The following is a 21,781-nucleotide window of genomic DNA, read 5'->3' on the forward strand; positions in this document are numbered from 1 at the left end:
CCATGCACGGGAAAACGAACCACCGACGCGGCCAGACGACGATAGACTTCCTCGTCGGCGCGAGCGTCTTCCTGCTGACCGTGGGATTCGTCTTCGCCTCGCTCTCCGGCATCTTCGCACCGTTCACGGGGACCGAGGCGTCGGACACGCTCGCGGCCGACCGGGGAGCGGCCACCCTCGTCGAGGACGCCCTCGCGCGCCCCGGGCAACCCGGCGTCCTGAACGCCACCTGCACCCGACAGTTCTTCGACGAAAGCCTCGCCGGCGCGTGCAGCGTCGACGACCTGGACGAAGGGATGGGCATCGACGCCCCGGACCAGGTCAACGTCACGGTCGAGGAGGACGGCTCCGTCCGCAACCTCTCCGGGAGCGAGCTACGTGCAGGCCCGCCGGTTCCCGACCGGGGCAGCGTCGTCGTCGCGCGACGGCTCGTCTTGCTGGACGGCGAGGAGAGCGACCTCTACGTGAGGACGTGGTAAGATGGACAGGGCGATGGCACACACGCTGGAGGCGTTCACGGCCGCACTGCTCGTGGTCAGCGGCGTCGTCTTCGCGCTCCAGGCGACGGCGGTGACGCCGCTGACCGCGAGCACGTCGAACCAGCACGTCGAGAACCAGCAGCAGGCGACCGCCGCGGACCTGCTCGCCGCCAGCGACGCCGAGGGGAGCCTTCGGACGGCAGTGCTGTACTGGAACGCGAGCGGCGACCGCTTCGCCGGAGCGAGCGAGGAGGGTTACCAGAACGGCGGGCCGCCGAACGCGTTCGGTGCGGCCCTGAACGAGACGTTCGGCAACCTGACCACCGGCGGTGGCCGGGTCGCCTACGACGTGTTCGTCGACTACCGGACGCCCGGCGGCGACACGCGCCGGCAGACGATGGTGTACATGGGGTCGCCGAGCGACAACGCGGTCGTCGCCACGCGGACGGTCGCGGTGTTCGACGGGGACGAACGCACCGCGCCCGGCGCGAACGGCACCGTCGCCGACGGCTTCTACGCGCCCGACGCCGCCCCGAACGCGACGCTGTACAACGTCCTGGAGGTGCACGTGGTCGTATGGAAGATGTGAGAGACGCCGACAGGGGACAGCTCATCCTCGTGACGGGGCTGGCCGTCGCGGTGGTGCTCGTGTCGCTCGTCCTGCTGCTCAACACGGTCGTCTACACGGAGAACCTCGCGACCCGCGGCGCGGACGTCGGCGGCCGCGACGCCGTCGCCTTCCGGAACGACGTCGAGTCCGGCGCGGCGCGGGTCGTCGTCACGGAGAACGCGAACGACTACGCGGACGCCGGGAACGCGAGCGAGAACGTCACGGCCGGGATTCGACGGTACGCGCGCCTGCTCGAGAGCGGCTACCTCGAACGCGGGACGCTGGCGACCGTCTCGAACGTCTCGGTGACGAACGGGACGCGGCTCGTCCACGCGAACGACTCCCGGGCGTTCACCAACGCGAGCAGCGAGGCCAACTGGACGCTGGCGACGGACGTTGGCGAGCGCGAACTCCGGCGGTTCCGGGTCGCGGTCGACCGCGGGCGTCTCGCGTCCTCCTCCTCGGACGCCTTCCAGGTCGTCGCGGACGACGGCGACGACGAGTGGCGGGCGTCCGTCTACCGGAACGGGAGCAACGTCACGGTCGACACGAGTTCGGGCACCTGCTCGGTCGACGCCGCGTCGGCGACGGTCGACCTCACGGCGGGGACGCTCGCGAACCGAACCTGCGGGTTCGCGTTCGCCGAGGGCGTCGACGGCGAGTACGCGGTCCGGTACGTTCACGGCGACCAAGCGAACGGGACCTACTCGCTCGTCGTGCGGAACGAATCCTCGGACTCGACCGTGCAGCGAGCGAACTTCACCGGTCTGACGACGGGTCAGTCGCCGTACTACGCTCGGGCCGTCTACAGCGCCACGTTCGACGTGCGCTACGAGACGCCGCGGCTGACGTACGCGACCGAGGTCCGGGTCGCCCCGGGTGAGCGCGATGAGTGACCGCGCCGTCTCCGTCACGGTGAACTACGCGCTCAACCTGGCCGTGGCGGCGGTCGTCCTCGCCGGCGTGCTCACCGCCACGGCCGGCGTGGTCGTCGACCACCGGGAGGGGGCCGGTCGCTCGGAACTGCGCGTCGTCGGCCAGCGCCTCGCCGCCGACATCGAAACCGCCGACCGGCTGGCGAACGCGGGCGGCGAGACGGTGGTGGTCACGTCGCCGCTCCCGGACCGCGTCGCGGGCGTCAGCTACACCGTCGAGGTCGAGGGGTCGACGCTCGTCCTCGACGCGAACTTCCGGGACGTGTCGGTCGAGGTGCCGTACCGGACGAACCACACCGTCGCGGCGACGACCGTTTCCGGCGGCGAACTGCGCGTCGTGCTCGCGCCCGACGCGGACGGCGACGGCCAGCGGAACCTGGAGGTGCGCCAGTGAGCCGTTCCACGAACGCGGACCGGGCGGCCACCGAGACGCTGGGATTCGTGTTCGCGTTCGTCCTCGTGACCGCGACGGTCGGCGTGGTGTACGCCGCGGGTATCGGCGGCCTGCACGACGCACAGCAGTTCGAGCAGGTGAACAACGCCCAGCGCGGGTTCGACGTCTTCGCGGAGAACGTCGAGGACGTGCGCCGCGAGGGCGCGCCGAGTCGCGCGACCGAACTCCGCCTCGGCGGCGCGACACTGGGCTACGGCGACCCCGTCACCGTCAGGGTGCAGGCGAACGACAGCGACACCGCCGCGAACGAGACGTTCGCGATGCAGCCCCAGCCGGTGGTCTACTCCGGCGTCGAGGACAGCGAGGTCGTCTACGTCGCCGGCGCGGTGTTCCGTACGGACGGCGACCGCAGCGTGATGGTGCGGGACCCCGGCTACCTGTTCGACCCCCGTCGGACGGCCGTCCCGTTCCTCGTCACCTACCCGCGCGGCGGGAGCCACAGCGTCAGCGGCGACTCGACGGTGCTGGTCGTCGCCCACCGACAGTCCACCGGGTTCGACCGCTTCCGCGCCGGTCCGGGTGCCGACGTCGAGATGAACGTCACCGTCGAATCGCCCCGGGCCGAGGCGTGGCGGCGCTACTTCGAGCGGAAGGGCCTGAACGTGACCCGTGCGAACGGCACCGTCGTCAGCGCCGAGTACGTGACGAAGCGGGTCTACGTCCCCGAGACCGTCGTCGAGTTCGAACTCCAGCGGTAGCCCGTCGGACGCCGGTCGGTCCCGGCGGTATCGACGGGCCGTTCCGGCAGCGAGAGAAGTGGCGTCGCGCGGCTAGTCGAGTTCGTCGAGCTGGACCGTCTTGTCGACGACGAGCGTCGGTCCCTCGTCCATGTTCACGAACTCCGCGGCGTCCTCCTGGACGCGTCGGCCGACGTCCGAATCGAACGCCGCCTTCATGTCGACGGTGGAGTCGAAGTACAGTTCCAGCAGGCCGTCGTAGCCCGCCTTCTCGGGGTCGTTCGGCACCGAGGTGACGTACTTCCGGAGTCCGGGGAGCTCTTTCGCGAGTTCGGAGTGCTCGCCGAGCCAGTAGTCGACGAACTCCTCGTGGCTCGTGCCGTCCTTGCGCACCAGCAGGTCGACCATCTTTATCATGGCGTTCGAACGCGCGACCCCGGGGAACTTCGCCCTGTCGATAGCTACCGTCCGAACTCGCCCGTGAACCGCTCGGTCCCGAGCGCGAGGACCTCCAGTTCGTCGAGCAGCGGGTTCCGCGACGCACCGGCACCGATCCGGGGTCGCCGTTCGAGCACGTAGAGGGTGAACCGGTAGGTGTGCGGGTCGCTCCCCTTCGGCGGGCAGGGACCGCGGTAGCCAATCTCGCCGAAGTCGTTCTCGCCCTGCTTCGCGCCGCCCAGGTCCTCCACCGCCTCGGTCGTCGGGACGTCCTTCGGAATCGTCGTCGTGTCCGGCGGGACGTCCCAGAGCAGCCAGTGGGTGAAGACGCCGGAGGGGGCGTCGGGGTCGTCGACGACGACGGCCAGCGACTCCGCCTCCCCCGTCACGCCCCCGATTTCGAGCCGCGGCGAGCGGTCCGCGCCCGCGCAGGTGTACTCCTTCGGAATCGTTCCGCCGTCCTCGAACGCCGGCGTGCCGAACCGCGTCGAACTCGTCGTCGTGGTCGCGGTCCCCGGCGGTTTGTCTGTCTCCCCGCCGAACTCCTCGGCGCACCCGGCCATCGTCGTCGCTCCGCCGGACGCGAGCGCTACCGCCGCCCGGACGAACCCCCGTCTCCCGAGCATCTCCGGGAATACGGACCGAGCGCCCTTAGAGGTTACAGCCCCGCCGGCCGAGCGTCCCCGCGCGACAGAAAGCGGACTGGGCGGACGACGGCCGGTCCGACGCGAGCGTCGCGGTTCGCCCACCGTTAAACCCTCGCGGCACGTCGCCCCGGACATGCCACGACGAAGCGTGCTGTTCACGCCGGGCGACCGCCCGGAGATGCTGCGGAAGGCACCGGACGCGGGCGCGGACGTCGTCGTCTTCGACCTCGAAGACGCCGTCGCGCCCGGACGGAAGGCGGAGGCCCGCGAGGCGGTGCGGGCGGTGCTTTCGGACCCGGAGTTCGACCCCGATTGTGAGGTCTGCGTGCGGGTCAACCCGACCGGGGTCGCTGCCGACGACGACCTCCGCGGAGTCGCCGTCGCCGACGCGGCCGCGACGCTGGACTCGGTGATGCTCCCCAAGACCGCCTCGGCCGACGAGGTGACGACGCTGGCGCGCCTGCTCGACGAACACGACTGCGACGTGCCCGTGCTCGCGCTGGTCGAGACCGCGGCGGGCGTCCTGAACGCCGCCGACGTCGCGGCGGTCGACGCGACCGACGCGCTCGTGTTCGGCGCGGAGGACCTCTCGGCGGACGTCGGGGCGACCCGAACCCGCGAGGGAACCGAGGTCCTGTACGCCCGCGAGCACGTCGTGTTGGCCGCCAGCGCGGCCGGCGTGGACGCTATCGACACGGTGTACACCGACATCGAGGACGCGGACGGACTCCGCGAGGAGACGACGTTCGCCGTCGAACTCGGCTACGACGGCAAGATGGCCATCCATCCCGCACAGGTCGACCCGATCAACGAGGCGTTCACGCCGTCCGCGGAGCGCGTCGAGTGGGCCGAGCGGGTGCTGGAAGCGAAGGCGGAGGCGGACGCCGAGGACCGGGGCGTCTTCCGGGTCGACGGCGAGATGATAGACGCGCCGCTGGTCGCACAGGCGGAACGGATACTGGAGTACGCTCGCGCCGCCGACGAGCGGTAGCTACGGCCAGAGGCCGCGGGTGCTCTTCGCCTCCGCGATGCGGGACAGCGCGACGATGTAGGCGGCGTCGCGCCAGCTCACGTCGCGCGCCTCGACCTCCGCGCGAACGTCGTTCCACGCGGACAGCATGTGGGATTCGAGTTCGTCGTTGACGCGTTCGAGCGACCACTGGCGGCGGTTGATGTCCTGCAGCCACTCGAAGTACGAGACGGTGACGCCGCCCGCGTTCGCCAGGATGTCCGGGACGACCTGGACGCCCCGCTCCTGGAGGATGGAGTCGGCGGCGAACGTGGTCGGGCCGTTCGCGCCCTCGACCACGACGTCGGCCTCGACGTCGGCCGCGTTGTCGGCCGTGATGACGTTCCCGACGGCGGCCGGCACGAGCACGTCCACGTCGAGTTCGAGAATCTTCTCGTTCGAGAGTTTCTGCGGGACGTCGTGGGTCATCACCGCTTCGGGCTCCTCCTCGTGGGACGGGACGGAGTGGGTGTCGAGCCCGTCGGGGTCGTAGATAGCGCCGTTGACGTCGCTGACGGCGACGACGTTCGCGCCCCAGTCGTCGAGCAGGCGGGCGGCGTTCGCGCCGACGCTGCCGAACCCCTGGACCGCGACCGTCGTCTCCTCGAGGTCGTAGTCGTAGTAGTCGGCCGCCTCGCGGGCGATGATGGCCACGCTCCGACCGGGGGCTTCGTCGCGGCCCTCGCTGCCGCCGACGACGGGCGGCTTGCCGGTGACGACGCCCGGAATCGTCTCGCCCTCCTGCATCGAGTAGGCGTCCATGAACCACGCCATCGTCTGGGCGTCGGTGCCCATGTCCGGCGCGGGGATGTCCTTCTTCGGACCGATGAACGGCCGAAGTTCCTCCGCGAACCGCCGCGTGAGCTTCTCCTTCTCGTCGCTACTCAGGCTCTTGGGGTCGACGACGACGCCGCCCTTGCCGCCGCCGAACGGCAGGTCCATCACGGCGCACTTCCAGGTCATCCACATCGACAGGCCGACGCACTCCTCCTCGCTCACGTGCGGGTGGAAGCGCAGGCCACCCTTGTACGGACCGCGCACGTCGTCGTGCTGGGCGCGGTAGCCCGTGAAGACCTCGACCTCGCCGTCGTCGCGCTCCAGCGGAACCGCGACCCGGTGGACCTTCGTCGGGTGTTTCAGCCGCTCGATGACGCCGGAATCGACGTCGAGGTGGGCAGCCGCGTGTTCGAGCTGTCGGCGCGCGGTTTCGAGCGCGGACTCCGGCTCCTCCGTTTTCTCGTCGCTCTCCTTCGGCTCCGTGTTTTCGACTGTTCCTGAAGACATGGTGGCGTGTGGTGTCGCTATCCCCAGATGCGCGGGGCGTCGCGGCGCGAGACACCGACCCGACGGTCCGGTGCGTGACGGTCGAACCGTACCCCCACCGAACCCGCGTCGGCGTTTCGCTGCATCGTGTGTGGGGGTCCGTGTACGAGCATAAAATATTAATGATATGGACGAGAATAAGGGCCTTATACACAATTATACATCGAGCGTGGTGTGGGGGAGAATGGAGAGGAGTGCGGCGTCCAGAAACCTGTTGGTTTTCTTCTAGCACTACGTAAAAATTACGCTTTTCCAGTAAGTTTACGGCTGTCGCCCGATTCCTTCGGACCATGGCGGAGCAAGCGAACCCATTCGAAAGCCTACAGGAGCAGATAGACGACGCGTCGGAGTACGTCGACGCCGACGCCGACGTGCTCGAACGGCTCAAGCGTCCGGAGCGGGTGCTGGAGACGAACCTCTCGGTAGAGATGGACGACGGGTCCGTCGAGGTGTTCAAGGCCTTCCGCTCCCAGTTCAACGGCGACCGCGGCCCGTACAAGGGCGGTATCCGCTACCATCCGGGCGTCAACCGCGACGAGGTGAAGGCGCTCTCGGGGTGGATGGTGTACAAGTGCGCGGTCGTCGGCATCCCCTACGGCGGCGGGAAGGGTGGCATCGTCATCGACCCCGACGACTACAGCGAGAACGAACTGGAGCGTATCACCCGGTCGTTCGCCAAGGAGCTACGGCCGTTCATCGGCGTGGACCGGGACGTCCCCGCGCCCGACGTGAACACCGGCCAGCGGGAGATGAACTGGATCAAAGACACCTACGAGACGCTGGAGAACACGACCGCGCCCGGCGTCATCACGGGGAAGGCGATCGAGTCCGGCGGGAGCGCGGGTCGCGTCGAGGCGACCGGCCGCTCGACGGTGATAACCGCCCGCGAGGCGTTCGACTACCTGGGAGAGGAGATAGACGGCGCGTCGGTCGCCGTCCAGGGCTACGGGAACGCCGGCTGGATAGCGGCCAAACTCGTCGACGAACTCGGCGCGAACGTCGTCGCCGTCTCGGACTCCAGCGGTGCTATCTACCGCGGCGACGGCTTCGACCCCCGGGACGTGAAAGACCACAAGAACGAGACCGGCAGCGTCTCCGGCTACCACGGTGCGGACGAGGAGCTGAGCAACGAGGAACTGCTCACGCTCGACGTCGACCTGCTCGTGCCGGCCGCCCTGGAGAACGCCATCGACGGCGACCTCGCGACGGACGTGGACGCCGACGTCATCGTCGAGGCCGCGAACGGCCCGCTCACGCCCGAGGCCGACGACGTGCTCGCCGAGTCGGACACGTACGTCTTCCCGGACATCCTGGCGAACGCGGGCGGCGTCACCGTCTCGTACTTCGAGTGGGTCCAGAACCGCCAGCGCTTCTACTGGTCCGAGGAACGCGTCAACGAGGAACTGGAGGGCATCATCACCACCGCCTTCGACGACCTCACGGACGCCTACGAGGAGAACGACCTGCCGAACTTCCGCACGGCGGCGTACGTCGTGGCCATCGAGCGCGTCCTCGACTCCTACGAGGAGTCCGGCAACTGGCCCTGAGCGGTCGGCGGCAGTACCCTCGTTTTCGGCGCGCTCGACGCGTCATCCGCTGGTTCCGCTCGCTCGAACGGTGTCTCCATCCCCGGCCCAACCAGCACACGCAACGACAGGGCTTTTCTTTTACTTCTGCGTACGATGACCGTGACCAGTGAAGACGTACTCGACGCGTTCCGTGAGGCCGACGATCCGGTCCTGACGACGCCCGAAGTCAGCGACGCAGCGCCGGTCCGTCGGGTAGCGTCACGACTCGAGGAACTCGCCGAATCCGGCATCCTGGCGCGCAAGACGGTCGGGGACGGCGAAACGGTGTGGTGGCTGCCCGGGCACACGGAGACGCCGGGCAACACCGACCCCGGTGTCCACGACGGTGACCAGCAGAACGCCGAGGATGGGCTCCCGCGACCCGTCGAGACCGCGATTCAGGGTCTGGACCTGCCCGACGAGGACACGGAGGCGTGTCGGACGGACGTGTACGCCGCCTGCCTGTCGGTGTACCGCGACGGGCCGGTGAGTACCGACGACCTCCGCAGGGAACTCGACGAGCCGGACCGCTGGGAGAAGTGCGTGCGCTCCGCGCTCGAGGAACTACCGTTCGTCCACCACGACGGGAATGGCTGGCGGTTCGAGGCCGAGACGGCGGCCGACTGGTCGAACGGCGAACCGGACGAGGGGTCGGCGTAAGGTTCGGGGGGACGCTCAGTCCAGGATTCGTTCGTCGAGGAACGACGACTCGTAGGCGACCACCTCGTCGAACGCCGTTCCGTACACGTCGAAGTGGTCGATGGGGAGCGAGACGAGCGTCGCGTCGGCGAACTCGTCGGCGGCAGACTCCACCGACGACGACGGGACGATGGCGTCGTCGCGGCCCGCTACGAGCAAGACGGGACAGGACACCTCCTCGGCGCTCGTCACCGGTCGATAGAAGGGAACGTCGAGGAGCACGCGCGCCGGAACGTCGTTGTCCCAGACCGGCGGGTCCGGGACGATGTCGAGCATGCCCCGTTTCGCTCCCGGCGCGTTCATCACCGCGAACTCGTCCGGGTCGGCGACGACGGGGACGCGGTACGGCGAGCGGAACGTGTACTTCCGGAGCGTGTCGCGGACCCCGGCGGCCACTCCCTTCAGCGCGTGTCCGACGCCGGCCGCCTTCGTCACGGCGCGACCGTCGAGGAGGGGTACCTGCGCGACGACGGCCGCGATGCGGTGGTCGCCCGCAGCGGCCTCGACGACGTGCCCGCCGCTGAACGAGGTCCCCCAGAGCGCTATCTGCCCGCGGTCGACGCCGTCGAGGCGACGAACGTGGTCGATGGCGGCCTCCCAGTCGGCGATCTGCTTCTCGGGGTCGACGAGACCCCGGGGTTCGCCGTCGCTGTTGCCGAAGCCGCGGTAGTCGAAGAGAAACACCGCGTAGCCGCGGGCGACGAACGCCTCGGCGTACGCTTCCAGGCCGAAGGTGCGTTCGCCCGCGAAGCCGTGGGCCATGACGACCACCGGCGGTCTCGACGCCCCCTCCGGCGTGTACAGCCATCCGGCACAGCGGGTGCCGTCGCTCTCGAAGTCGGCGTCCGTTCTCGCGTATCGTAGGTGTGATAGCCGGCTCCCCGTCTGCATCGTCCGGACGGACGCCCGCCACGGACTTAAAACCGCGTCAGAACTCGGCGAACGAGAGTTCGTCTCGCTCGCCGGTCACGGCGCGCATCATACACCCTCGGCACACCCACACCTCGTCCGTCCGGGAGACGAGTCTGGTCCCGTTGTCCTTCCGCTTCTCACAGATCTCACAGATTCGCATACTCCCTACTCGACAACCGTGACTTTCAATCTCCCGCCCGTTCGGAGCGAACGCCGCGTAGAGCCGCCACGCCGTCGACAGAACTACCACCTTCCGTATACGTGCGCTCGGTCGTTTCGGAACTTTCTATCTCCGTCCGTTCAGCGCCGACAATCGTCATAAGTCGCGCAAAAGTTGCGAACCCTCCACTTCTGTTCTACTTGTTATCTACTTATTCACTCTTTCGACCCAACAGATTTCAATACTATGGAACATTAAAATTTATATTATATAAGGTCAGTTGTTAATCTGCCGCATGGCAGACGACAACACTCGATTCGACCGACGTACATTCCTGAAAACGACTGGCGCTGTCGGGGCCGCCGCGGCGCTCGGCGGCGTCACGGCCGCGACCCCGGGCCGCGAACCGGGGCCCAAGGAGGACGAAGTCCTGGTCGGCGTGTCGGCCGGTGCCGGCGACGTCGAGAAGACCGTCGCCCAGCACGTTCCCGGCAACGCCGAAGTCGTCCACAAGAACGAGAAGCTCCGGTACGTCGCGGTGAAGTTCCCCGGAAACGAGACCGCCCGGGAGAACTTCATCGACGCCGTAACGAAGAAAGAGGGCATCAAGTACGCAGAGAAGAACGAGACGCTCGAGACCCAGTACACGCCGAGCGACCCCAAGTTCGACCAGCAGTACGCGCCCCAGCAGGTCAAGTCCGACCAGGCCTGGGACACGACGCTCGGCGACTCCAGCGTCCTCATCGCCGTCGTCGACACCGGCGCTCAGTACACCCATCCCGACCTCGAGGGTAACTACCAGTCCGACCCCGGGTACGACTTCGTCGACAACGACTCCGACCCGGCACCGGACGTCCCGTCCGACGAGTACCACGGCACGCACGTCTCCGGCTGTGCCGCGGCCGTCGTCGACAACGGCACCGGCGTCTCCGGGCAGGGCAACTCCTCGCTCATCAACGGCCGCGCGCTCGACGAGAACGGCTCGGGCTCGACGTCCGACATCGCCGACGCCGTCGAGTGGGCCGCCGACCAGGGCGCGGACGTCATCAACATGTCCCTCGGCGGCGGCGGCTACACGGACACGATGAAGAACGCCGTCTCCTACGCCTACGACAACGGCAGTCTGCTCGTCTGTGCGGCGGGCAACGACGGTACGAGCAGCGTGAGCTACCCGGCGGCCTACAGCGAGTGCATGGCCATCTCCGCGGTCGACTCCAGCGAGAACCTCGCTTCGTTCTCTAACTACGGGAGCGAAATCGAACTCTGTGCGCCCGGCGTGGACGTCCTCTCGACCACCACGGAGACCCGCGGCAGCTACGAGAAGCTGTCGGGCACCTCCATGGCGACGCCCGTCACGTCCGGCGTCGCCGGCCTGACGCTCGCCAAGTGGAGCCTCACCAACGCCGAACTCCGCAGCCACCTCAAGAACACGGCCGAGGACGTCGGCCTCTCCAGCGACCAGCAGGGCAGCGGCCAGGTCGACGCCTACGCTGCGGTCACCACCGACCCGTCCAGCGGCGGCGGCGGTGGCGACGGCGAGTCGACGAGCACGACGGTCTCCGATTCGCTCGAGGGCTACTGGGACTACGACGACTGGACGTGGGCGTGGGAGTACAGCGACCCGAGCAAGGTCGAAGTCGTCCTCGACGGCCCGAGCGACGCCGACTTCGACCTCTACATCAACACGGGCACGACGACGAACGCCTCCCCGAGCAACTACGACTACGCCTCGACCAGCACGAACAGCCAGGAGAGCATCACCATCGACAACCCCGACGACTCGACGGACATGCAGATAGACGTGGACTCCTACAGCGGGTCGGGCAGCTACGACCTGACCATCACGGAGTACAAGTAACCGCACCGTTCGATTGGTCCCCCTCCTCCGCGCGTCGAATCGGTGACCAGTGGCGACGCCGCGCGTCGCTCGCCGACAGCGGTCAGTACTCCTCGCTCAGGTCCAGCACGTCCACCTCGTCGGGGACCAGCGCTACCGCCGACGCCGGCCAGTCGTGGTGGGCGAGCGTGAACGAACAGTCGGGGTTCTCGTCGACGAGTCGGGCGACGCCGCGGGCCGCCTGCTCGTATCCGCGGGCGTCCATCCGCTCCGGCGTCTCGGCGGTCAGGGGGTAGGTCTCGGAGAGCGCCCGCGGGAACGGGCCGAACGGCGCGACGACGCGCCAGGACTCGTCGAAGTTGTCGCTGGGACTGCCCTCGGTCAGCAACACCTCGCCCTCGGGGTCGAGGCGCGAGAGTCGCTCGTGGTGGCGCACCACTTCGGGCCGCGTCGCGCTCTCCCCGGAGAGGTAGAAGAAGGAACTCTTCGAGGCGGGGTCGGACCGTTCGAGCTGACCGGCGTGGTCGGCGAGCGCGCGGTAGCCGTCGAGCATCGCGGGGTGGGCGCGGGCGCGGTTCTCGACCAGTTCGAGCAGGTTGCCGGACCGGAGCGCCTGCTTGACGGTGCGCATCTCCTCGAAGGTGACGTGGAGGTTGTGCTCGGCGAGGAGGCGCTCGCGCTCCTCGTTCCCGCGCTGCCGGAGGTCGTCGGGCGTGCGCTCGGCGCAGACGGGACACGAGCAGGGGAAGTAATCGAGGTCCGCGAGGTGTTCGGTCCCCCGGACCGTGAGGTAGCGGTCGTCGCGGGCGTAGAGGGCGTAGGCCGCCGAGTCGAAGAGGTCACAGCCCATCGCCACCGCCAGGGCGAACATCATCGGGTGGCCCGCGCCGAACAGGTGCACCGGCGCGTCCGCGCCCAGTCCCCGCTTCGCGGCGGCGACCACGTCCACCATGTCGGCGTAGCGGTACTCGTTCATCAGCGGGACGACCGCGCCGACCGGGAACACGTCGAGGTTCGTCGCCTCGGCGTGGCGGCCGGCCGCCTCGCGGAGGTCGGCGTACGTCGAGCCCTGGACCGGCGCGTTGACCAGCATCTCGCCCACGTCGACGTTCTCGGCGATTTCGAGTCGCTCCTGAGTCGTCGCGAGGTCCGACTCGGCCCGCTCGCGCGGGGCGTCCGGCGGCGTCGGGATGTCGACCGGCGTTCCGATGTCCGACCCCACCTCGTGCTGGAACCGGAGTATCTCCTCGGTCGTCACGTCGATTTCGCCGTACTCCGCGAGCTGGAACGACCCGGAGTCGGTCATGATGGCACCGTCGAACTCGAGCAGGTCGTGGAGGCCGCGGTCGAGGGCCGCCTCGCGGAAGTCGTCGCTGCCGTAGAGGATGTAGGAGTTGGTGATGAGAATCTCCGCGCCGAACTCGGATTCGAGACGCGCGGGCTCGACCGTGCGGACGTGCGGGTTGACGACCGGCAGGAGGGCAGGTGTCTCGACTGTCACGCCCGCCCGGGGCACGGTCAACTCGCCGATGCGCCCCGCGGCGTCCTGGTCGCGGATTTCGAAAGCGTCGCGTTCCATCACTCCGCGATAGCCGGACCAGGGGGGTAAGAATTGCGCTGTCGAGTCGGTGGAGGGTTACCAGGTGCCGTGGAAGGTGTCGAAGCTCAGTTCGTCGAGCGGCTTCTCGCCGATGGCGATCTCGTACTCGCCAGGGGTGAGCATCGGCTTGTGGAACTGCGGGCCGTCGTCGGTCGTGATGCGGGGACAGCCCGTGTTGACGAACGCGTCCATGTCGAAGTTCCGCAGGCGGTCGGGGGTTACCTCGTCCATCGTGATGAGGTAGGCGTCGTCGTTGTCGTCGACGATGTCCTGGGCCACCTCCCAGCGACCCTGGCCGATCTTCGTACAGAAGATGACGCCCCACTTCTCGGCGTCCATCGCCTTGTGGACCGAGGCGTAGCGCTGCTTCATGAACTGCTCCGTGTCCGCGACGGTCACGACGTTGTTGACGGGGTCGGCGATGACCACCGACTTGTCGGGGTGCTCCATCGCGAGACCGAGCGGGTGGAACTTCCCGCCGCCGACGTACAGCACCTGGTCGGCGTCGATGTCGGCGCTGGCGTAGTTGCAGCCGAGCACCTGCCCCTCGTGGGTGAGGCGGTCGTCGCCCCGGCGGGTGTGGACGTCGAATCCGCGGTCGTCGAGCCACGTCTTCATGTCCTCGAACTGGTTCATGTGCTGGGCGGTCGTGACGAGACCGACGCCGGGATTCTCGTCGGGGTCGTCGAGTTCCTCGGTGGCCTCCTCCATGATGGGGAAGACGTCCACGTTCGAGAACAGCGGGACGTAGATGACCTTGTCCGTGTTCTTCATCGGCGAGTGGCCGAAGTGGACGAACACGTCTGTCCGCTTCATCAGGTAGGTGTCGAGGTCGCAGGCGCCGTAACAGGGCTGGCCCGACATCATGACGGTCACGTCGTCGCCCAGCAGTTCCCGCAGGTCGTCTGCGACCTTCGGGCCGCGGCGCTTCAGTCCCTCGGGGAACTGCAGGCCGACGGTCTCCGCGTCGCGCTCCTCGACCGCCGAGACGATGCGGTCGAGTTCGTAGTCCCACTCCCGGTCGTGGCGTAGCGACATCCCCGTCTTCCGTAGGTCCCCCTCGCTGTACTCGCTCTGCTGGCTCATTGGAGCGTCGTAGCCGTCACGGACGGTTAACTCCCGCGGTTCGGGAGCGACCGCCGTGCGACTCGCTCCCGGTCGACGGACGACGCTCCGACGGGGGTGCCCGCCCCCGGCAGAGAGAATCACGAAGAAAGAAGAGTCGGGGACCGCGGCGAGCGCGCTACCAGATCTGGACGGCGGGCGTCTCGCAGGACTGACAGACCGCGGCCCTGTTGCCCTTGTAGGTGTCTCGCTCGAGCCGTCCGTCCTCGCACCACTGACACTGTCGACCTTCGAGGCGTCGAATGACGCTCGACTTCGTCGTCGAACTCATATCGCCCAGAACGTCACCGCCGACCCTCATCAACTTGCTGGCCTCCGCGTCGGAGGGTTCAATCCGCTCCGGCACGTATCTCCGCCGAGATGGGACAGTCAGACACCGAACTGCCCGACAGCGACGCCGAGTGGCGCGAGATTCTCTCCGAGGAGGAGTACCGCGTCCTCCGGGAGCAGGGTACCGAACCGCGGTTCAGCGGCGAGCACCTGGATCGGAAAGAGGACGGCGCGTACGTCTGTGCCGGCTGCGGGGCGAAACTGTTCGACTCGGAGACGAAGTACGAGTCCAGCTGCGGCTGGCCGAGCTTCTACGACGCCGACGACGCGAAAGTCGAACTGCGCCCCGACCACAGCCACGGGATGGAGCGGACGGAGGTCGTCTGCACGAACTGCGGCGGTCACCTCGGGCACGTCTTCGACGACGGCCCCGACCCGACCGGGAAACGCTACTGCATCAACTCGGTCGCGCTCGACTTCGAGGACGAGGAGTAACCGTACCGGGGCAGCCGACGAGGGCGAGCGCGGCCGGTTCCGTCGCGGCCGCGTAGCTCGAAACACCGTTCCGGCGGATCGTCCTGCCGTCGCGCCGAACGACACGCATTTCCGGTCGCCCCGAGAAATCGCCGGTATGGACGAAAAGCAGGAACTCTCCAGCATCGACCTCGCCGCCGTCGTGCGAGAGCTGGGAGCCTACGAGGGGGCGAAGGTCGACAAGGCCTACCTCTACGGCGACGACCTGTTGCGCCTGAAGATGCGGGACTTCGACGAGGGTCGCGTCGAACTGCTCGTGGAGGTCGGCGACGTGAAACGGGCGCACGCCGCCGCGCCCGAGCACGTCCCGGCCGCGCCGGGACGACCGCCGAACTTCGCCAAGATGCTGCGGAACCGGCTGTCGGGTGCGGACTTCGCCGGCGTCGAACAGTTCGAGTTCGACCGCATCCTCCAGTTCCACTTCAAGCGACAGGACGGCGACACCACCATCGTCGCCGAACTGTTCGGCCAGGGCAACGTCGCCGTACTCGACGAGAACGACGAGGTGGTCGACTCGCTGGACACGGTGCGGCTGAAGTCCCGGACGGTCGCTCCCGGGTCGCAGTACGAGTTCCCCGACTCGCGACTGAACCCCCTGACCATCGACTACGAGCCGTTCGCGGCGAAGATGGACGAGTCGGACACCGACCTCGTCCGGACGCTGGCGACGCAGCTGAACTTCGGCGGACTCTACGCCGAGGAGGTCTGCACGCGGGCCGGCGTCGAGAAGGAGACGGCGATTTCGGACGCCGACGAGGAGCAGTACGAGAAGCTGTACGACGCGGTCCAGCGGTTGAAGGAGCCGCTCGAGACGGGGCGGTTCGACCCGCGGGTGTACTACGAGGACGACCGTCGCGTGGACGTGACGCCGTTCCCGCTGGAGGAGTACGCCGACCTCGACTCGGAGTCGTTCGACTCGTTCAACGCCGCCGTCGACGACTACTTCACGAACCTCGACCTGACCGAGGACGAGGAGGAAACCGAGCGCCAGCGCCCGGACTTCGAGGCCCAGATAGAGAAACAGAAGCGCATCATCGAGCAACAGCAGGGAGCCATCGAGGGGTTCGAGGAGCAGGCAGAACGGGAGCGCGAGAAGGCCGAACTGCTGTACGGCAACTACGGCCTCGTCGACGAGATCCTGTCGACGGTCCGGCAGGCCCGCGAGCGGGACACCCCCTGGCAGGACATCGAGGAGCGGTTCGCCGAGGGAGCCGAGCAGGGCATCCCCGAGGCGGAAGCGGTGCAGGGCGTCGACGAGCGCGAGGGGACGGTCACGGTCGAGATAGAGGGGACGGACGTCGAACTCGACCCGGAGGCCGGCGTCGAGAAGAACGCCGACCGACTCTACACCGAGGCCAAACGCGTCGAGGAGAAGAAGGAGGGCGCGCAGGCCGCCATCGAGGACACGCGCGAGGAACTGGAGGCGGTCAAGCAGCGCCGCGAGGAGTGGGAGGCCGAACCGGACGAGACGGACGAGGAGGGCGGCGAGGAGCGGGAGGTCGACTGGCTGTCGCGGTCGTCCATCCCGATACGCGACCAGGAGCAGTGGTATGACCGGTTCCGCTGGTTCCGCACCAGCGACGGCTTCCTCGTCATCGGCGGCCGGAACGCGGACCAGAACGAGGAGATCGTCCAGAAGTACATGGACCGCCACGACCGGTTCTTCCACGCGCAGGCCCACGGCGGCCCGGTGACCGTGCTGAAGACTTCGGACCCGAGCGAACCGGCGCAGGACGTGGACGTGCCCGAAGAGAGCGAGCGGGAGGCCGCCCAGTTCGCCGTCTCCTACTCGTCGGTGTGGAAGGACGGTCGCTTCTCCGGGGACGCGTACACCGTCTCGCCGGACCAGGTGAGCAAGACGCCGGAGAGCGGCGAGTACCTGGAGAAAGGCGGGTTCGCCATCCGCGGCGACCGTAACTACTTCCGGGACGTCCCGGTCGGCGTCGCGGTGGGCATCATGGTCGAACCGCACACCCGCGTCCTCGGCGGACCGCCGTCGGCCGTCGTTCCGCGGACGGAGACGCACGTCGAGGTCGAACCGGGCCAGTACGCACAGAACGACATCGCCAAGCGTCTCTACCGGGAGTTCCGCGAGCGGTTCGCCGACACCTCCTTCGTCCGGAAGGTGGCGAGTCCCGACCGCATCCAGGAGTTCCTGCCGGCGGGCGGGAGTCGCAAGGTCGAGGAGTGAGCGTCGCCCGGCCTCGCCCGCGTCGCGAACGCCGGGAGAGCCGGCCAGTTTCTATTTAGGTCAATATTCGCATACCATCGCTCGATGGCGAAAGTTTCGGTGGAACGGTCACCGACGAGGGCCGACGTACGGGTTCCCGCGGAGACGTTCGCACTGGCGGAGACGTTCGACGAGGAACCGGAGGCGACGTTCGAGATGGCGCACGTCGCCGCCAACGGAAGCGACCGTCCGATGCCGTTCCTCCGCGTGCTGCGCGGCGAGTCCCTGACCGAACTGCTCGGGAAGGATTCGAGCGTCGACGACGCCACGGTGCTGTCGGACTGCGGACAGTGCGACCTGCTCTACGTCACGTGGAGCGACGACGTCTGTAGCGTGCTCGACACGTTGCTGGGTCGCGACGCGTCGATGCTGGCCGCGACCGGACGCGACGCCGAGTGGGAGTTCGAACTCTTCTTCCCCACTCGGGCCGCGATGTCGTCGGCGTACGACGACTGGGAGGCGGCAGGACTGTCGGTGACTGTCGAGACGATTCACGGCCGGGCGAACGCGCTCGGAGCGGCGCAGGGCGGTCTCACGGACGACCAGTACGAGACGCTCCGGGCCGCCGTCGACCGGAACTACTACGACGTGCCGCGCGGTGCGACGACGGAGGAACTCGCGGAGGAACTCGGCGTCTCCCACCAGGCCATCTCCGAACGGCTGCGACGCGGTCACGAGAACGTGGTCCAGGAGGCGGTCGACGACGACCGGGCCGAAGGTCGCGAATAGCAGGGCACTTACCGGGCGGGACCGGACGTTCGGCCATGCAAGTGAAAGACCGGACGTCCCTCGACGGGGAGCGCGAGCGCATCACGCTCGTCCCGGAGAGCCTGGACGACCTCTGGCATCTCACCTACCTGCTGGAGCCGGGCGACCGCGTGTCGGGGGACACGACGCGGCGCATCCAGCGCGACGACGACAAGACCCGCGACACGGGCGGCGAGCGCGAGCACATGCACGTCACCATCGACGTCGAGAGCGTCGAGTTCCACAAGTTCGCCAACCGGGTACGGGTCGGCGGGGTCATCACCGACTGCTCCCGGGAGGACCAGCTCGGGTTCCACCACACGCTCAACGTCGAGGAGCGCGACGAGTTGAGCGTCGAGAAGCGCTGGAAGCGCGACCAGCTCGACCGCCTGGAGGACGCCGTGGAGGCGACCGACTCGCCCGACGTGGCCATCGCCACCGTCGAGGAGGGCGAGGCCCACGTCCACACCGTCGCCCAGTACGGCACCGAGGAGTACGCCTCGCTGACGGGAACGACGGGGAAGGGCGAGTACGCACGCGGCCGCGACGAACTGTTCGACGAACTCGGCGCGGTGCTCTCGCGGCTCGACGTGGACGCCATCGTCCTCGCCGGGCCGGGATTCACGAAGCAGGACGCCGAGGACTACGTCACCGAGGAGTACCCCGACCTCGCCGACCACATCACGATGGTCGACACCAGCGCCGTCGGGGACCGGGGCGTCCACGAGGTGCTGAAACGCGGCGCGGTCGCCGAGGTCCAGGAGGAGACCCGCATCGCCGAGGAGGCCGAACTCATCGACGAACTCACGAAGCGCATCGGCGACGGCGCGAAGGTCGCGTACGGCATCGAGGAGGTCGCGGAGGCCGCGGAGTTCGGCGCGGTCGAGACGCTGCTCGTCCTCGACGAGAAACTGCGCACCGAACGCGGCGCGACCGGCGAGGAGGCGTCCGGCGAGGGCGAGTGGAGCGTGGACGTGAACGAGGTCATCAGGAGCGTCGAACAGCAGGGCGGCGAGGTAACCGTCTTCTCCGGCGAGTTCGCCCCCGGCGAGCAACTGCGGAACCTCGGCGGCATCGCGGCGCTCCTGCGCTATCGGCTGCAGTGAGCCACGGTCGATTCCACAGACCGCCGTCGAGGGTCCCCCCTCCCGACCCCGTCGGTGGACGCGCCGGCCACGTTCGCGTTTTCCGCGGCGAGAACGCTTAAGCGACGGCCTCCCGAACTTCCGGGAGTGCTGTCGTTTTACCTGCTGGCCAGGCTGGGCATCGTCGCCGGTTACTACCTGCTCCGACTCGTCCCCGTCGTCGGTATGCGGCTCTCGGACGACTACGAGAACCGGATGTTCGGGCCGCTCGTCGACGACGTGTCGGTCGCAGACGTGCGAGCGTCGTCGGCGAGCGACCTGCCGACGAACGAACAGGGAGGGGACGACCGCTCGCCGACCGACGTCGTCGTCGCGGTGACGCTCGACAACGACAGTAGCCTCGACGCCCGGGTCGCGGGCGGCCACCTCCGTCTGGGGCTCGCCGAGACGGGCGCGACCTGCCACAACTTCGTCTGGACCGAGGAGTTCGACGAGCCGCCGGCGAACGTTGCGGCCTCGAAGGTCGACGCCGAGGGCGACGGGACGCTCCGGCTCGAGTGTCGCGTCCACGACCTCCCCCCGGACGCCGACCTGTGGCTCGACGGCGAACTCGTCCTCCAGCGCCTCCTGACGGTCCGGGACCGCGAGCTACCGCTCGGGAAGGCGAGCTTCGGGATAGAGGGCGAATCGACGTCCGTCGACCGGACGGCGGGAGCGCCGGAGCCCCCCGCTGCACGTTAGATGTCGACCGACAGGAGGTCCTCCGCGAAGCGCACGTCGCCGTCGTAGCGCTCGCCGATGGAGCCGACCATCTCCTCGTGATTGCCGTCCGTGTGCGGGTAGAGGTGGGTGAGGTAGACCCGGCCGACGTCCGCGCCGGACAGCGCCTCTCCCAGTTTCGCCGGCGTCGGGTGGTTCGACACGTCGACGCCGTCGGGGAACGAGCAGTCGTGGGCGAGCACGGCACAGCCGTCGGCGAAGTTCGCCAGCCCCTCGAACGCCTCGCTGTCGCCGCTGAACGTGAACCGGTCGCCGAACCGGTAGGCGAGGCAGGGCATCGAGTGGCGCGTCTCGTACCCCTCGACGTCGAATCCGGCGACCTCGAACTCGTGCGCGCCGACCTCGCGCACCTGGAGGTCGACGCGGTCCCGGAGGTAGTCGTGGACCGCGAGCAGGTCGTCGAGCAGGGATTTCGTCCCTTCGGGGCCGACGACTTCGAGGCGTTCCTCGCCGGCCAGCCAGCGCGCCTTCAGCAGGGGGAGGAGGTCGGCGACGTGGTCGAGGTGGTGGTGCGTCAACAGGACCGTCGAGACGTTCTCGTACCCGACGCCGGCCTGCTGAAGGCGGTGGAGGACGCCGCTCCCGCAGTCGACCAGCAGGCGGCGGTCCTCGTCCGAGAGCAGGATGCCCGTCTGGAACCGCTCGCCGGTCGGCATCGCGCTACCAGTACCGAGGAACGTGACTCGCATGTGCGTATCCCCGTCCGGACCGCCGAAAACGGCTTCGGTCGCCCGGTGAAGGTAACTGCCTGGACGCGAACGCTTCGAACGAGAACGCGATGAAGCGAACGGATTCGACGGAGGGTTCGACGTGACCGTGGGGACGGACGGCGGCGACGAGACCGCCGACGGCGTGAGCAGTGGCGCCCCCGGACGGACGACGGCGTTCCGCGTCGCGACGTTCAACGTCCGGTACGACGAACCCGAGGACGGGCGAGACGCGTGGCCGAACCGGCGGGAGCGGGCAGTCGAACTGCTCTCGACCCTCGACGCCGACCTCCTCGGACTGCAGGAGGCGCTGCCGGCGCAGTTCGACTACCTCCGCCGGCACCTCCCGGAGTACGAGTGGTTCGGCGTCGGTCGACGCGGCGGGGACGAGGGCGAGCACGTTCCGGTCGCGTACCGCCCGGACCGGTTCGACCGGGTCGACGCCGGCGCGTTCTGGCTCTCGGAGACGCCCGACGAACCGAGCGTCGGGTGGGACGGTCGCTGTCCCCGCGTCGTCACCTGGGTCGACCTCGAACTGGACGGCCGGCCGCTCCGCTTTCTCAGCGTGCATCTCGACCACGCGGGGGCGGTGGCGCGGCGCGAGGGCGCGGCCTCGGTCGCGGCCCACGTCGCCGCCCTCGACGACCCCGCGGTCGTCGTCGGCGACTGCAACGCTCCGCCGGGGTCGGGCGTCCTCGACCGGTTGACGGCGGGAGAGTTGCGGTCCGCCAGGGACGTCGCAGCGAGCGTCTCCGGCCCGGAGGGGACGTTCCACGGGTTCACCGGGACGCCCGGGGAGCGAATCGACTACGTCCTCCCGACCGCCACGTTCGACGTCGAGACCGCTCTGACGGTCGAGACGGACGCTCCCCACCCCTCCGACCACTTCCCCGTCGTCGCCGACGTGCGGCGGACGTGACGCCGGTGCTGCCGTCGGCGTCGACGGTCGACGACC

The 21,781-nt window shown here is 68.6% G+C and carries 24 protein-coding genes; 15 read left to right on the plus strand and 9 right to left on the minus strand.

Going from position 1 to position 21,781, the window contains the following annotated elements; translation table 11 throughout:
- The first annotated feature begins 2 nt into the window (after positions 1-2).
- The 5 genes from ACTF4R_RS02400 to ACTF4R_RS02420 are packed head-to-tail and all read left to right on the plus strand — an operon-like array spanning position 3 to position 3,176.
- Positions 3-479 carry a DUF7287 family protein gene (locus ACTF4R_RS02400; protein WP_440005948.1) on the plus strand — a complete coding sequence of 159 codons (477 nt, stop codon included), beginning with the start codon at positions 3-5 and terminating at the stop codon, positions 477-479.
- A 1-nt stretch (position 480) separates the two neighbouring features.
- Complete coding sequence (locus ACTF4R_RS02405; protein ID WP_440005950.1) at positions 481-1,068, plus strand: DUF7288 family protein; 588 nt, start codon at positions 481-483, stop codon at positions 1,066-1,068.
- Positions 1,056-1,985 carry a DUF7261 family protein gene (locus tag ACTF4R_RS02410; RefSeq protein ID WP_440005952.1) on the plus strand — a complete coding sequence of 310 codons (930 nt, stop codon included), beginning with the start codon at positions 1,056-1,058 and terminating at the stop codon, positions 1,983-1,985. The genes ACTF4R_RS02405 and ACTF4R_RS02410 overlap by 13 nt, the downstream gene beginning before the upstream one ends.
- Positions 1,978-2,418: a DUF7266 family protein gene (locus ACTF4R_RS02415; RefSeq protein ID WP_440005954.1), complete on the plus strand. Its 441-nt coding sequence runs from the start codon at positions 1,978-1,980 to the stop codon at positions 2,416-2,418. The genes ACTF4R_RS02410 and ACTF4R_RS02415 overlap by 8 nt, the downstream gene beginning before the upstream one ends.
- A complete protein-coding gene (locus tag ACTF4R_RS02420; protein WP_440005956.1) occupies positions 2,415-3,176 on the plus strand; it encodes a DUF7289 family protein in 762 nt (253 codons plus the stop codon). Before ACTF4R_RS02415 ends, ACTF4R_RS02420 begins: the two co-directional genes overlap by 4 nt.
- A 72-nt stretch (positions 3,177-3,248) precedes the next feature.
- Here ACTF4R_RS02420 and ACTF4R_RS02425 read toward each other — a convergent pair whose 3' ends face one another.
- Together ACTF4R_RS02425 and ACTF4R_RS02430 are read right to left on the minus strand one after the other, a co-directional pair.
- Positions 3,249-3,572, minus strand: coding sequence for an EthD family reductase (locus ACTF4R_RS02425; protein ID WP_440005958.1), 324 nt, complete (start codon positions 3,570-3,572; stop codon positions 3,249-3,251).
- Positions 3,573-3,616: 44 nt separating this feature from the next.
- Positions 3,617-4,219, minus strand: coding sequence for a YbhB/YbcL family Raf kinase inhibitor-like protein (locus ACTF4R_RS02430; protein ID WP_440005959.1), 603 nt, complete (start codon positions 4,217-4,219; stop codon positions 3,617-3,619).
- Between the two features lie 154 nt (positions 4,220-4,373).
- Here ACTF4R_RS02430 and ACTF4R_RS02435 point away from each other — a divergent pair, with 154 nt between their 5' ends.
- Positions 4,374-5,231, plus strand: a complete 858-nt coding sequence (locus ACTF4R_RS02435) for an HpcH/HpaI aldolase/citrate lyase family protein (protein WP_440005961.1) — start codon at positions 4,374-4,376, stop codon at positions 5,229-5,231.
- Here the strand turns inward: ACTF4R_RS02435 and gdhB are convergent, their stop codons facing one another.
- Positions 5,232-6,533, minus strand: coding sequence for a glutamate dehydrogenase GdhB (gdhB, locus tag ACTF4R_RS02440; RefSeq protein WP_440005962.1), 1,302 nt, complete (start codon positions 6,531-6,533; stop codon positions 5,232-5,234).
- A gap of 329 nt (positions 6,534-6,862) precedes the next feature.
- Here gdhB and ACTF4R_RS02445 point away from each other — a divergent pair, with 329 nt between their 5' ends.
- Both ACTF4R_RS02445 and ACTF4R_RS02450 read left to right on the plus strand, forming a co-directional pair.
- Entirely contained in the window at positions 6,863-8,119 is a 1,257-nt protein-coding gene (locus ACTF4R_RS02445; RefSeq protein ID WP_440005964.1) for a Glu/Leu/Phe/Val family dehydrogenase, read from the plus strand.
- 141 nt (positions 8,120-8,260) lie between these two features.
- Positions 8,261-8,800 carry a hypothetical protein gene (locus ACTF4R_RS02450; protein WP_440005965.1) on the plus strand — a complete coding sequence of 180 codons (540 nt, stop codon included), beginning with the start codon at positions 8,261-8,263 and terminating at the stop codon, positions 8,798-8,800.
- Positions 8,801-8,815: 15 nt separating this feature from the next.
- Here the strand turns inward: ACTF4R_RS02450 and ACTF4R_RS02455 are convergent, their stop codons facing one another.
- Together ACTF4R_RS02455 and ACTF4R_RS02460 are read right to left on the minus strand one after the other, a co-directional pair.
- On the minus strand, positions 8,816-9,730 hold the full coding sequence (locus ACTF4R_RS02455) for an alpha/beta hydrolase (protein WP_440005967.1): 915 nt from the start codon (positions 9,728-9,730) through the stop codon (positions 8,816-8,818).
- 37 nt (positions 9,731-9,767) lie between these two features.
- Positions 9,768-9,911, minus strand: a complete 144-nt coding sequence (locus ACTF4R_RS02460; RefSeq protein WP_433624186.1) for a hypothetical protein — start codon at positions 9,909-9,911, stop codon at positions 9,768-9,770.
- Positions 9,912-10,206: 295 nt separating this feature from the next.
- Here ACTF4R_RS02460 and ACTF4R_RS02465 point away from each other — a divergent pair, with 295 nt between their 5' ends.
- On the plus strand, positions 10,207-11,769 hold the full coding sequence (locus ACTF4R_RS02465) for a S8 family serine peptidase (RefSeq protein WP_440005969.1): 1,563 nt from the start codon (positions 10,207-10,209) through the stop codon (positions 11,767-11,769).
- Positions 11,770-11,851: 82 nt separating this feature from the next.
- Here the strand turns inward: ACTF4R_RS02465 and tgtA are convergent, their stop codons facing one another.
- From tgtA to ACTF4R_RS02480, 3 genes are all read right to left on the minus strand, one after another.
- Positions 11,852-13,327, minus strand: a complete 1,476-nt coding sequence (tgtA, locus tag ACTF4R_RS02470; protein ID WP_440005971.1) for a tRNA guanosine(15) transglycosylase TgtA — start codon at positions 13,325-13,327, stop codon at positions 11,852-11,854.
- Positions 13,328-13,384: 57 nt separating this feature from the next.
- The gene (gene dph2, locus ACTF4R_RS02475) at positions 13,385-14,434 is read right to left on the minus strand and encodes a diphthamide biosynthesis enzyme Dph2 (protein ID WP_440005972.1); all 1,050 of its coding nucleotides are present in this window, start codon (positions 14,432-14,434) and stop codon (positions 13,385-13,387) included.
- Positions 14,435-14,591: 157 nt separating this feature from the next.
- Positions 14,592-14,744: an HVO_A0556 family zinc finger protein gene (locus tag ACTF4R_RS02480; RefSeq protein WP_433624194.1), complete on the minus strand. Its 153-nt coding sequence runs from the start codon at positions 14,742-14,744 to the stop codon at positions 14,592-14,594.
- A gap of 89 nt (positions 14,745-14,833) precedes the next feature.
- On the opposite strand from ACTF4R_RS02480, the gene msrB reads away from it, so the two are divergent.
- From msrB to ACTF4R_RS02505, 5 genes are all read left to right on the plus strand, one after another.
- Complete coding sequence (gene msrB / locus ACTF4R_RS02485) at positions 14,834-15,238, plus strand: peptide-methionine (R)-S-oxide reductase MsrB (RefSeq protein ID WP_440005973.1); 405 nt, start codon at positions 14,834-14,836, stop codon at positions 15,236-15,238.
- A gap of 136 nt (positions 15,239-15,374) precedes the next feature.
- Positions 15,375-17,468 (plus strand): ribosome rescue protein RqcH, encoded by a 2,094-nt coding sequence (gene rqcH, locus ACTF4R_RS02490; protein WP_440005974.1) that lies wholly within the window; start codon positions 15,375-15,377, stop codon positions 17,466-17,468.
- A gap of 84 nt (positions 17,469-17,552) precedes the next feature.
- A complete protein-coding gene (locus tag ACTF4R_RS02495; RefSeq protein WP_440005976.1) occupies positions 17,553-18,236 on the plus strand; it encodes a helix-turn-helix domain-containing protein in 684 nt (227 codons plus the stop codon).
- 35 nt (positions 18,237-18,271) lie between these two features.
- Complete coding sequence (locus ACTF4R_RS02500) at positions 18,272-19,360, plus strand: mRNA surveillance protein pelota (RefSeq protein ID WP_440005977.1); 1,089 nt, start codon at positions 18,272-18,274, stop codon at positions 19,358-19,360.
- A gap of 126 nt (positions 19,361-19,486) precedes the next feature.
- Positions 19,487-20,080 carry a hypothetical protein gene (locus ACTF4R_RS02505; protein WP_440005979.1) on the plus strand — a complete coding sequence of 198 codons (594 nt, stop codon included), beginning with the start codon at positions 19,487-19,489 and terminating at the stop codon, positions 20,078-20,080.
- Here ACTF4R_RS02505 and ACTF4R_RS02510 read toward each other — a convergent pair.
- A complete protein-coding gene (locus ACTF4R_RS02510) occupies positions 20,077-20,808 on the minus strand; it encodes an MBL fold metallo-hydrolase (RefSeq protein ID WP_440005980.1) in 732 nt (243 codons plus the stop codon). The genes ACTF4R_RS02505 and ACTF4R_RS02510 overlap by 4 nt on opposite strands.
- Positions 20,809-20,929: 121 nt before the next feature.
- Here ACTF4R_RS02510 and ACTF4R_RS02515 point away from each other — a divergent pair, with 121 nt between their 5' ends.
- Positions 20,930-21,745, plus strand: a complete 816-nt coding sequence (locus tag ACTF4R_RS02515) for an endonuclease/exonuclease/phosphatase family protein (protein ID WP_440005982.1) — start codon at positions 20,930-20,932, stop codon at positions 21,743-21,745.
- Positions 21,746-21,781: the final 36 nt, after the last annotated feature.

It is taken from the genome of Halomicrococcus pelagicus, assembly GCF_051917725.1.
Classification (GTDB): domain Archaea; phylum Halobacteriota; class Halobacteria; order Halobacteriales; family Haladaptataceae; genus Halomicrococcus.

Excerpts from the sequence above, each read along its gene's own strand:
- ACTF4R_RS02400 (WP_440005948.1), top strand. The coding sequence starts at position 3 with ATGCACGGGAAAACGAACCACCGACGCGGCCAGACGACGATAGACTTC.
- rqcH (WP_440005974.1), top strand. The coding sequence starts at position 15,375 with ATGGACGAAAAGCAGGAACTCTCCAGCATCGACCTCGCCGCCGTCGTG.
- ACTF4R_RS02495 (WP_440005976.1), top strand. The coding sequence starts at position 17,553 with ATGGCGAAAGTTTCGGTGGAACGGTCACCGACGAGGGCCGACGTACGG.
- ACTF4R_RS02425 (WP_440005958.1), bottom strand. The coding sequence starts at position 3,572 with ATGATAAAGATGGTCGACCTGCTGGTGCGCAAGGACGGCACGAGCCAC.
- ACTF4R_RS02445 (WP_440005964.1), top strand. The coding sequence starts at position 6,863 with ATGGCGGAGCAAGCGAACCCATTCGAAAGCCTACAGGAGCAGATAGAC.
- ACTF4R_RS02510 (WP_440005980.1), bottom strand. The coding sequence starts at position 20,808 with ATGCGAGTCACGTTCCTCGGTACTGGTAGCGCGATGCCGACCGGCGAG.
- tgtA (WP_440005971.1), bottom strand. The coding sequence starts at position 13,327 with ATGGAACGCGACGCTTTCGAAATCCGCGACCAGGACGCCGCGGGGCGC.
- gdhB (WP_440005962.1), bottom strand. The coding sequence starts at position 6,533 with ATGTCTTCAGGAACAGTCGAAAACACGGAGCCGAAGGAGAGCGACGAG.
- ACTF4R_RS02455 (WP_440005967.1), bottom strand. The coding sequence starts at position 9,730 with ATGCAGACGGGGAGCCGGCTATCACACCTACGATACGCGAGAACGGAC.
- ACTF4R_RS02415 (WP_440005954.1), top strand. The coding sequence starts at position 1,978 with ATGAGTGACCGCGCCGTCTCCGTCACGGTGAACTACGCGCTCAACCTG.
- msrB (WP_440005973.1), top strand. The coding sequence starts at position 14,834 with ATGGGACAGTCAGACACCGAACTGCCCGACAGCGACGCCGAGTGGCGC.
- ACTF4R_RS02460 (WP_433624186.1), bottom strand. The coding sequence starts at position 9,911 with ATGCGAATCTGTGAGATCTGTGAGAAGCGGAAGGACAACGGGACCAGA.
- ACTF4R_RS02405 (WP_440005950.1), top strand. The coding sequence starts at position 481 with ATGGACAGGGCGATGGCACACACGCTGGAGGCGTTCACGGCCGCACTG.
- dph2 (WP_440005972.1), bottom strand. The coding sequence starts at position 14,434 with ATGAGCCAGCAGAGCGAGTACAGCGAGGGGGACCTACGGAAGACGGGG.
- ACTF4R_RS02410 (WP_440005952.1), top strand. The coding sequence starts at position 1,056 with ATGGAAGATGTGAGAGACGCCGACAGGGGACAGCTCATCCTCGTGACG.
- ACTF4R_RS02465 (WP_440005969.1), top strand. The coding sequence starts at position 10,207 with ATGGCAGACGACAACACTCGATTCGACCGACGTACATTCCTGAAAACG.
- ACTF4R_RS02430 (WP_440005959.1), bottom strand. The coding sequence starts at position 4,219 with ATGCTCGGGAGACGGGGGTTCGTCCGGGCGGCGGTAGCGCTCGCGTCC.
- ACTF4R_RS02480 (WP_433624194.1), bottom strand. The coding sequence starts at position 14,744 with ATGAGTTCGACGACGAAGTCGAGCGTCATTCGACGCCTCGAAGGTCGA.
- ACTF4R_RS02500 (WP_440005977.1), top strand. The coding sequence starts at position 18,272 with ATGCAAGTGAAAGACCGGACGTCCCTCGACGGGGAGCGCGAGCGCATC.
- ACTF4R_RS02435 (WP_440005961.1), top strand. The coding sequence starts at position 4,374 with ATGCCACGACGAAGCGTGCTGTTCACGCCGGGCGACCGCCCGGAGATG.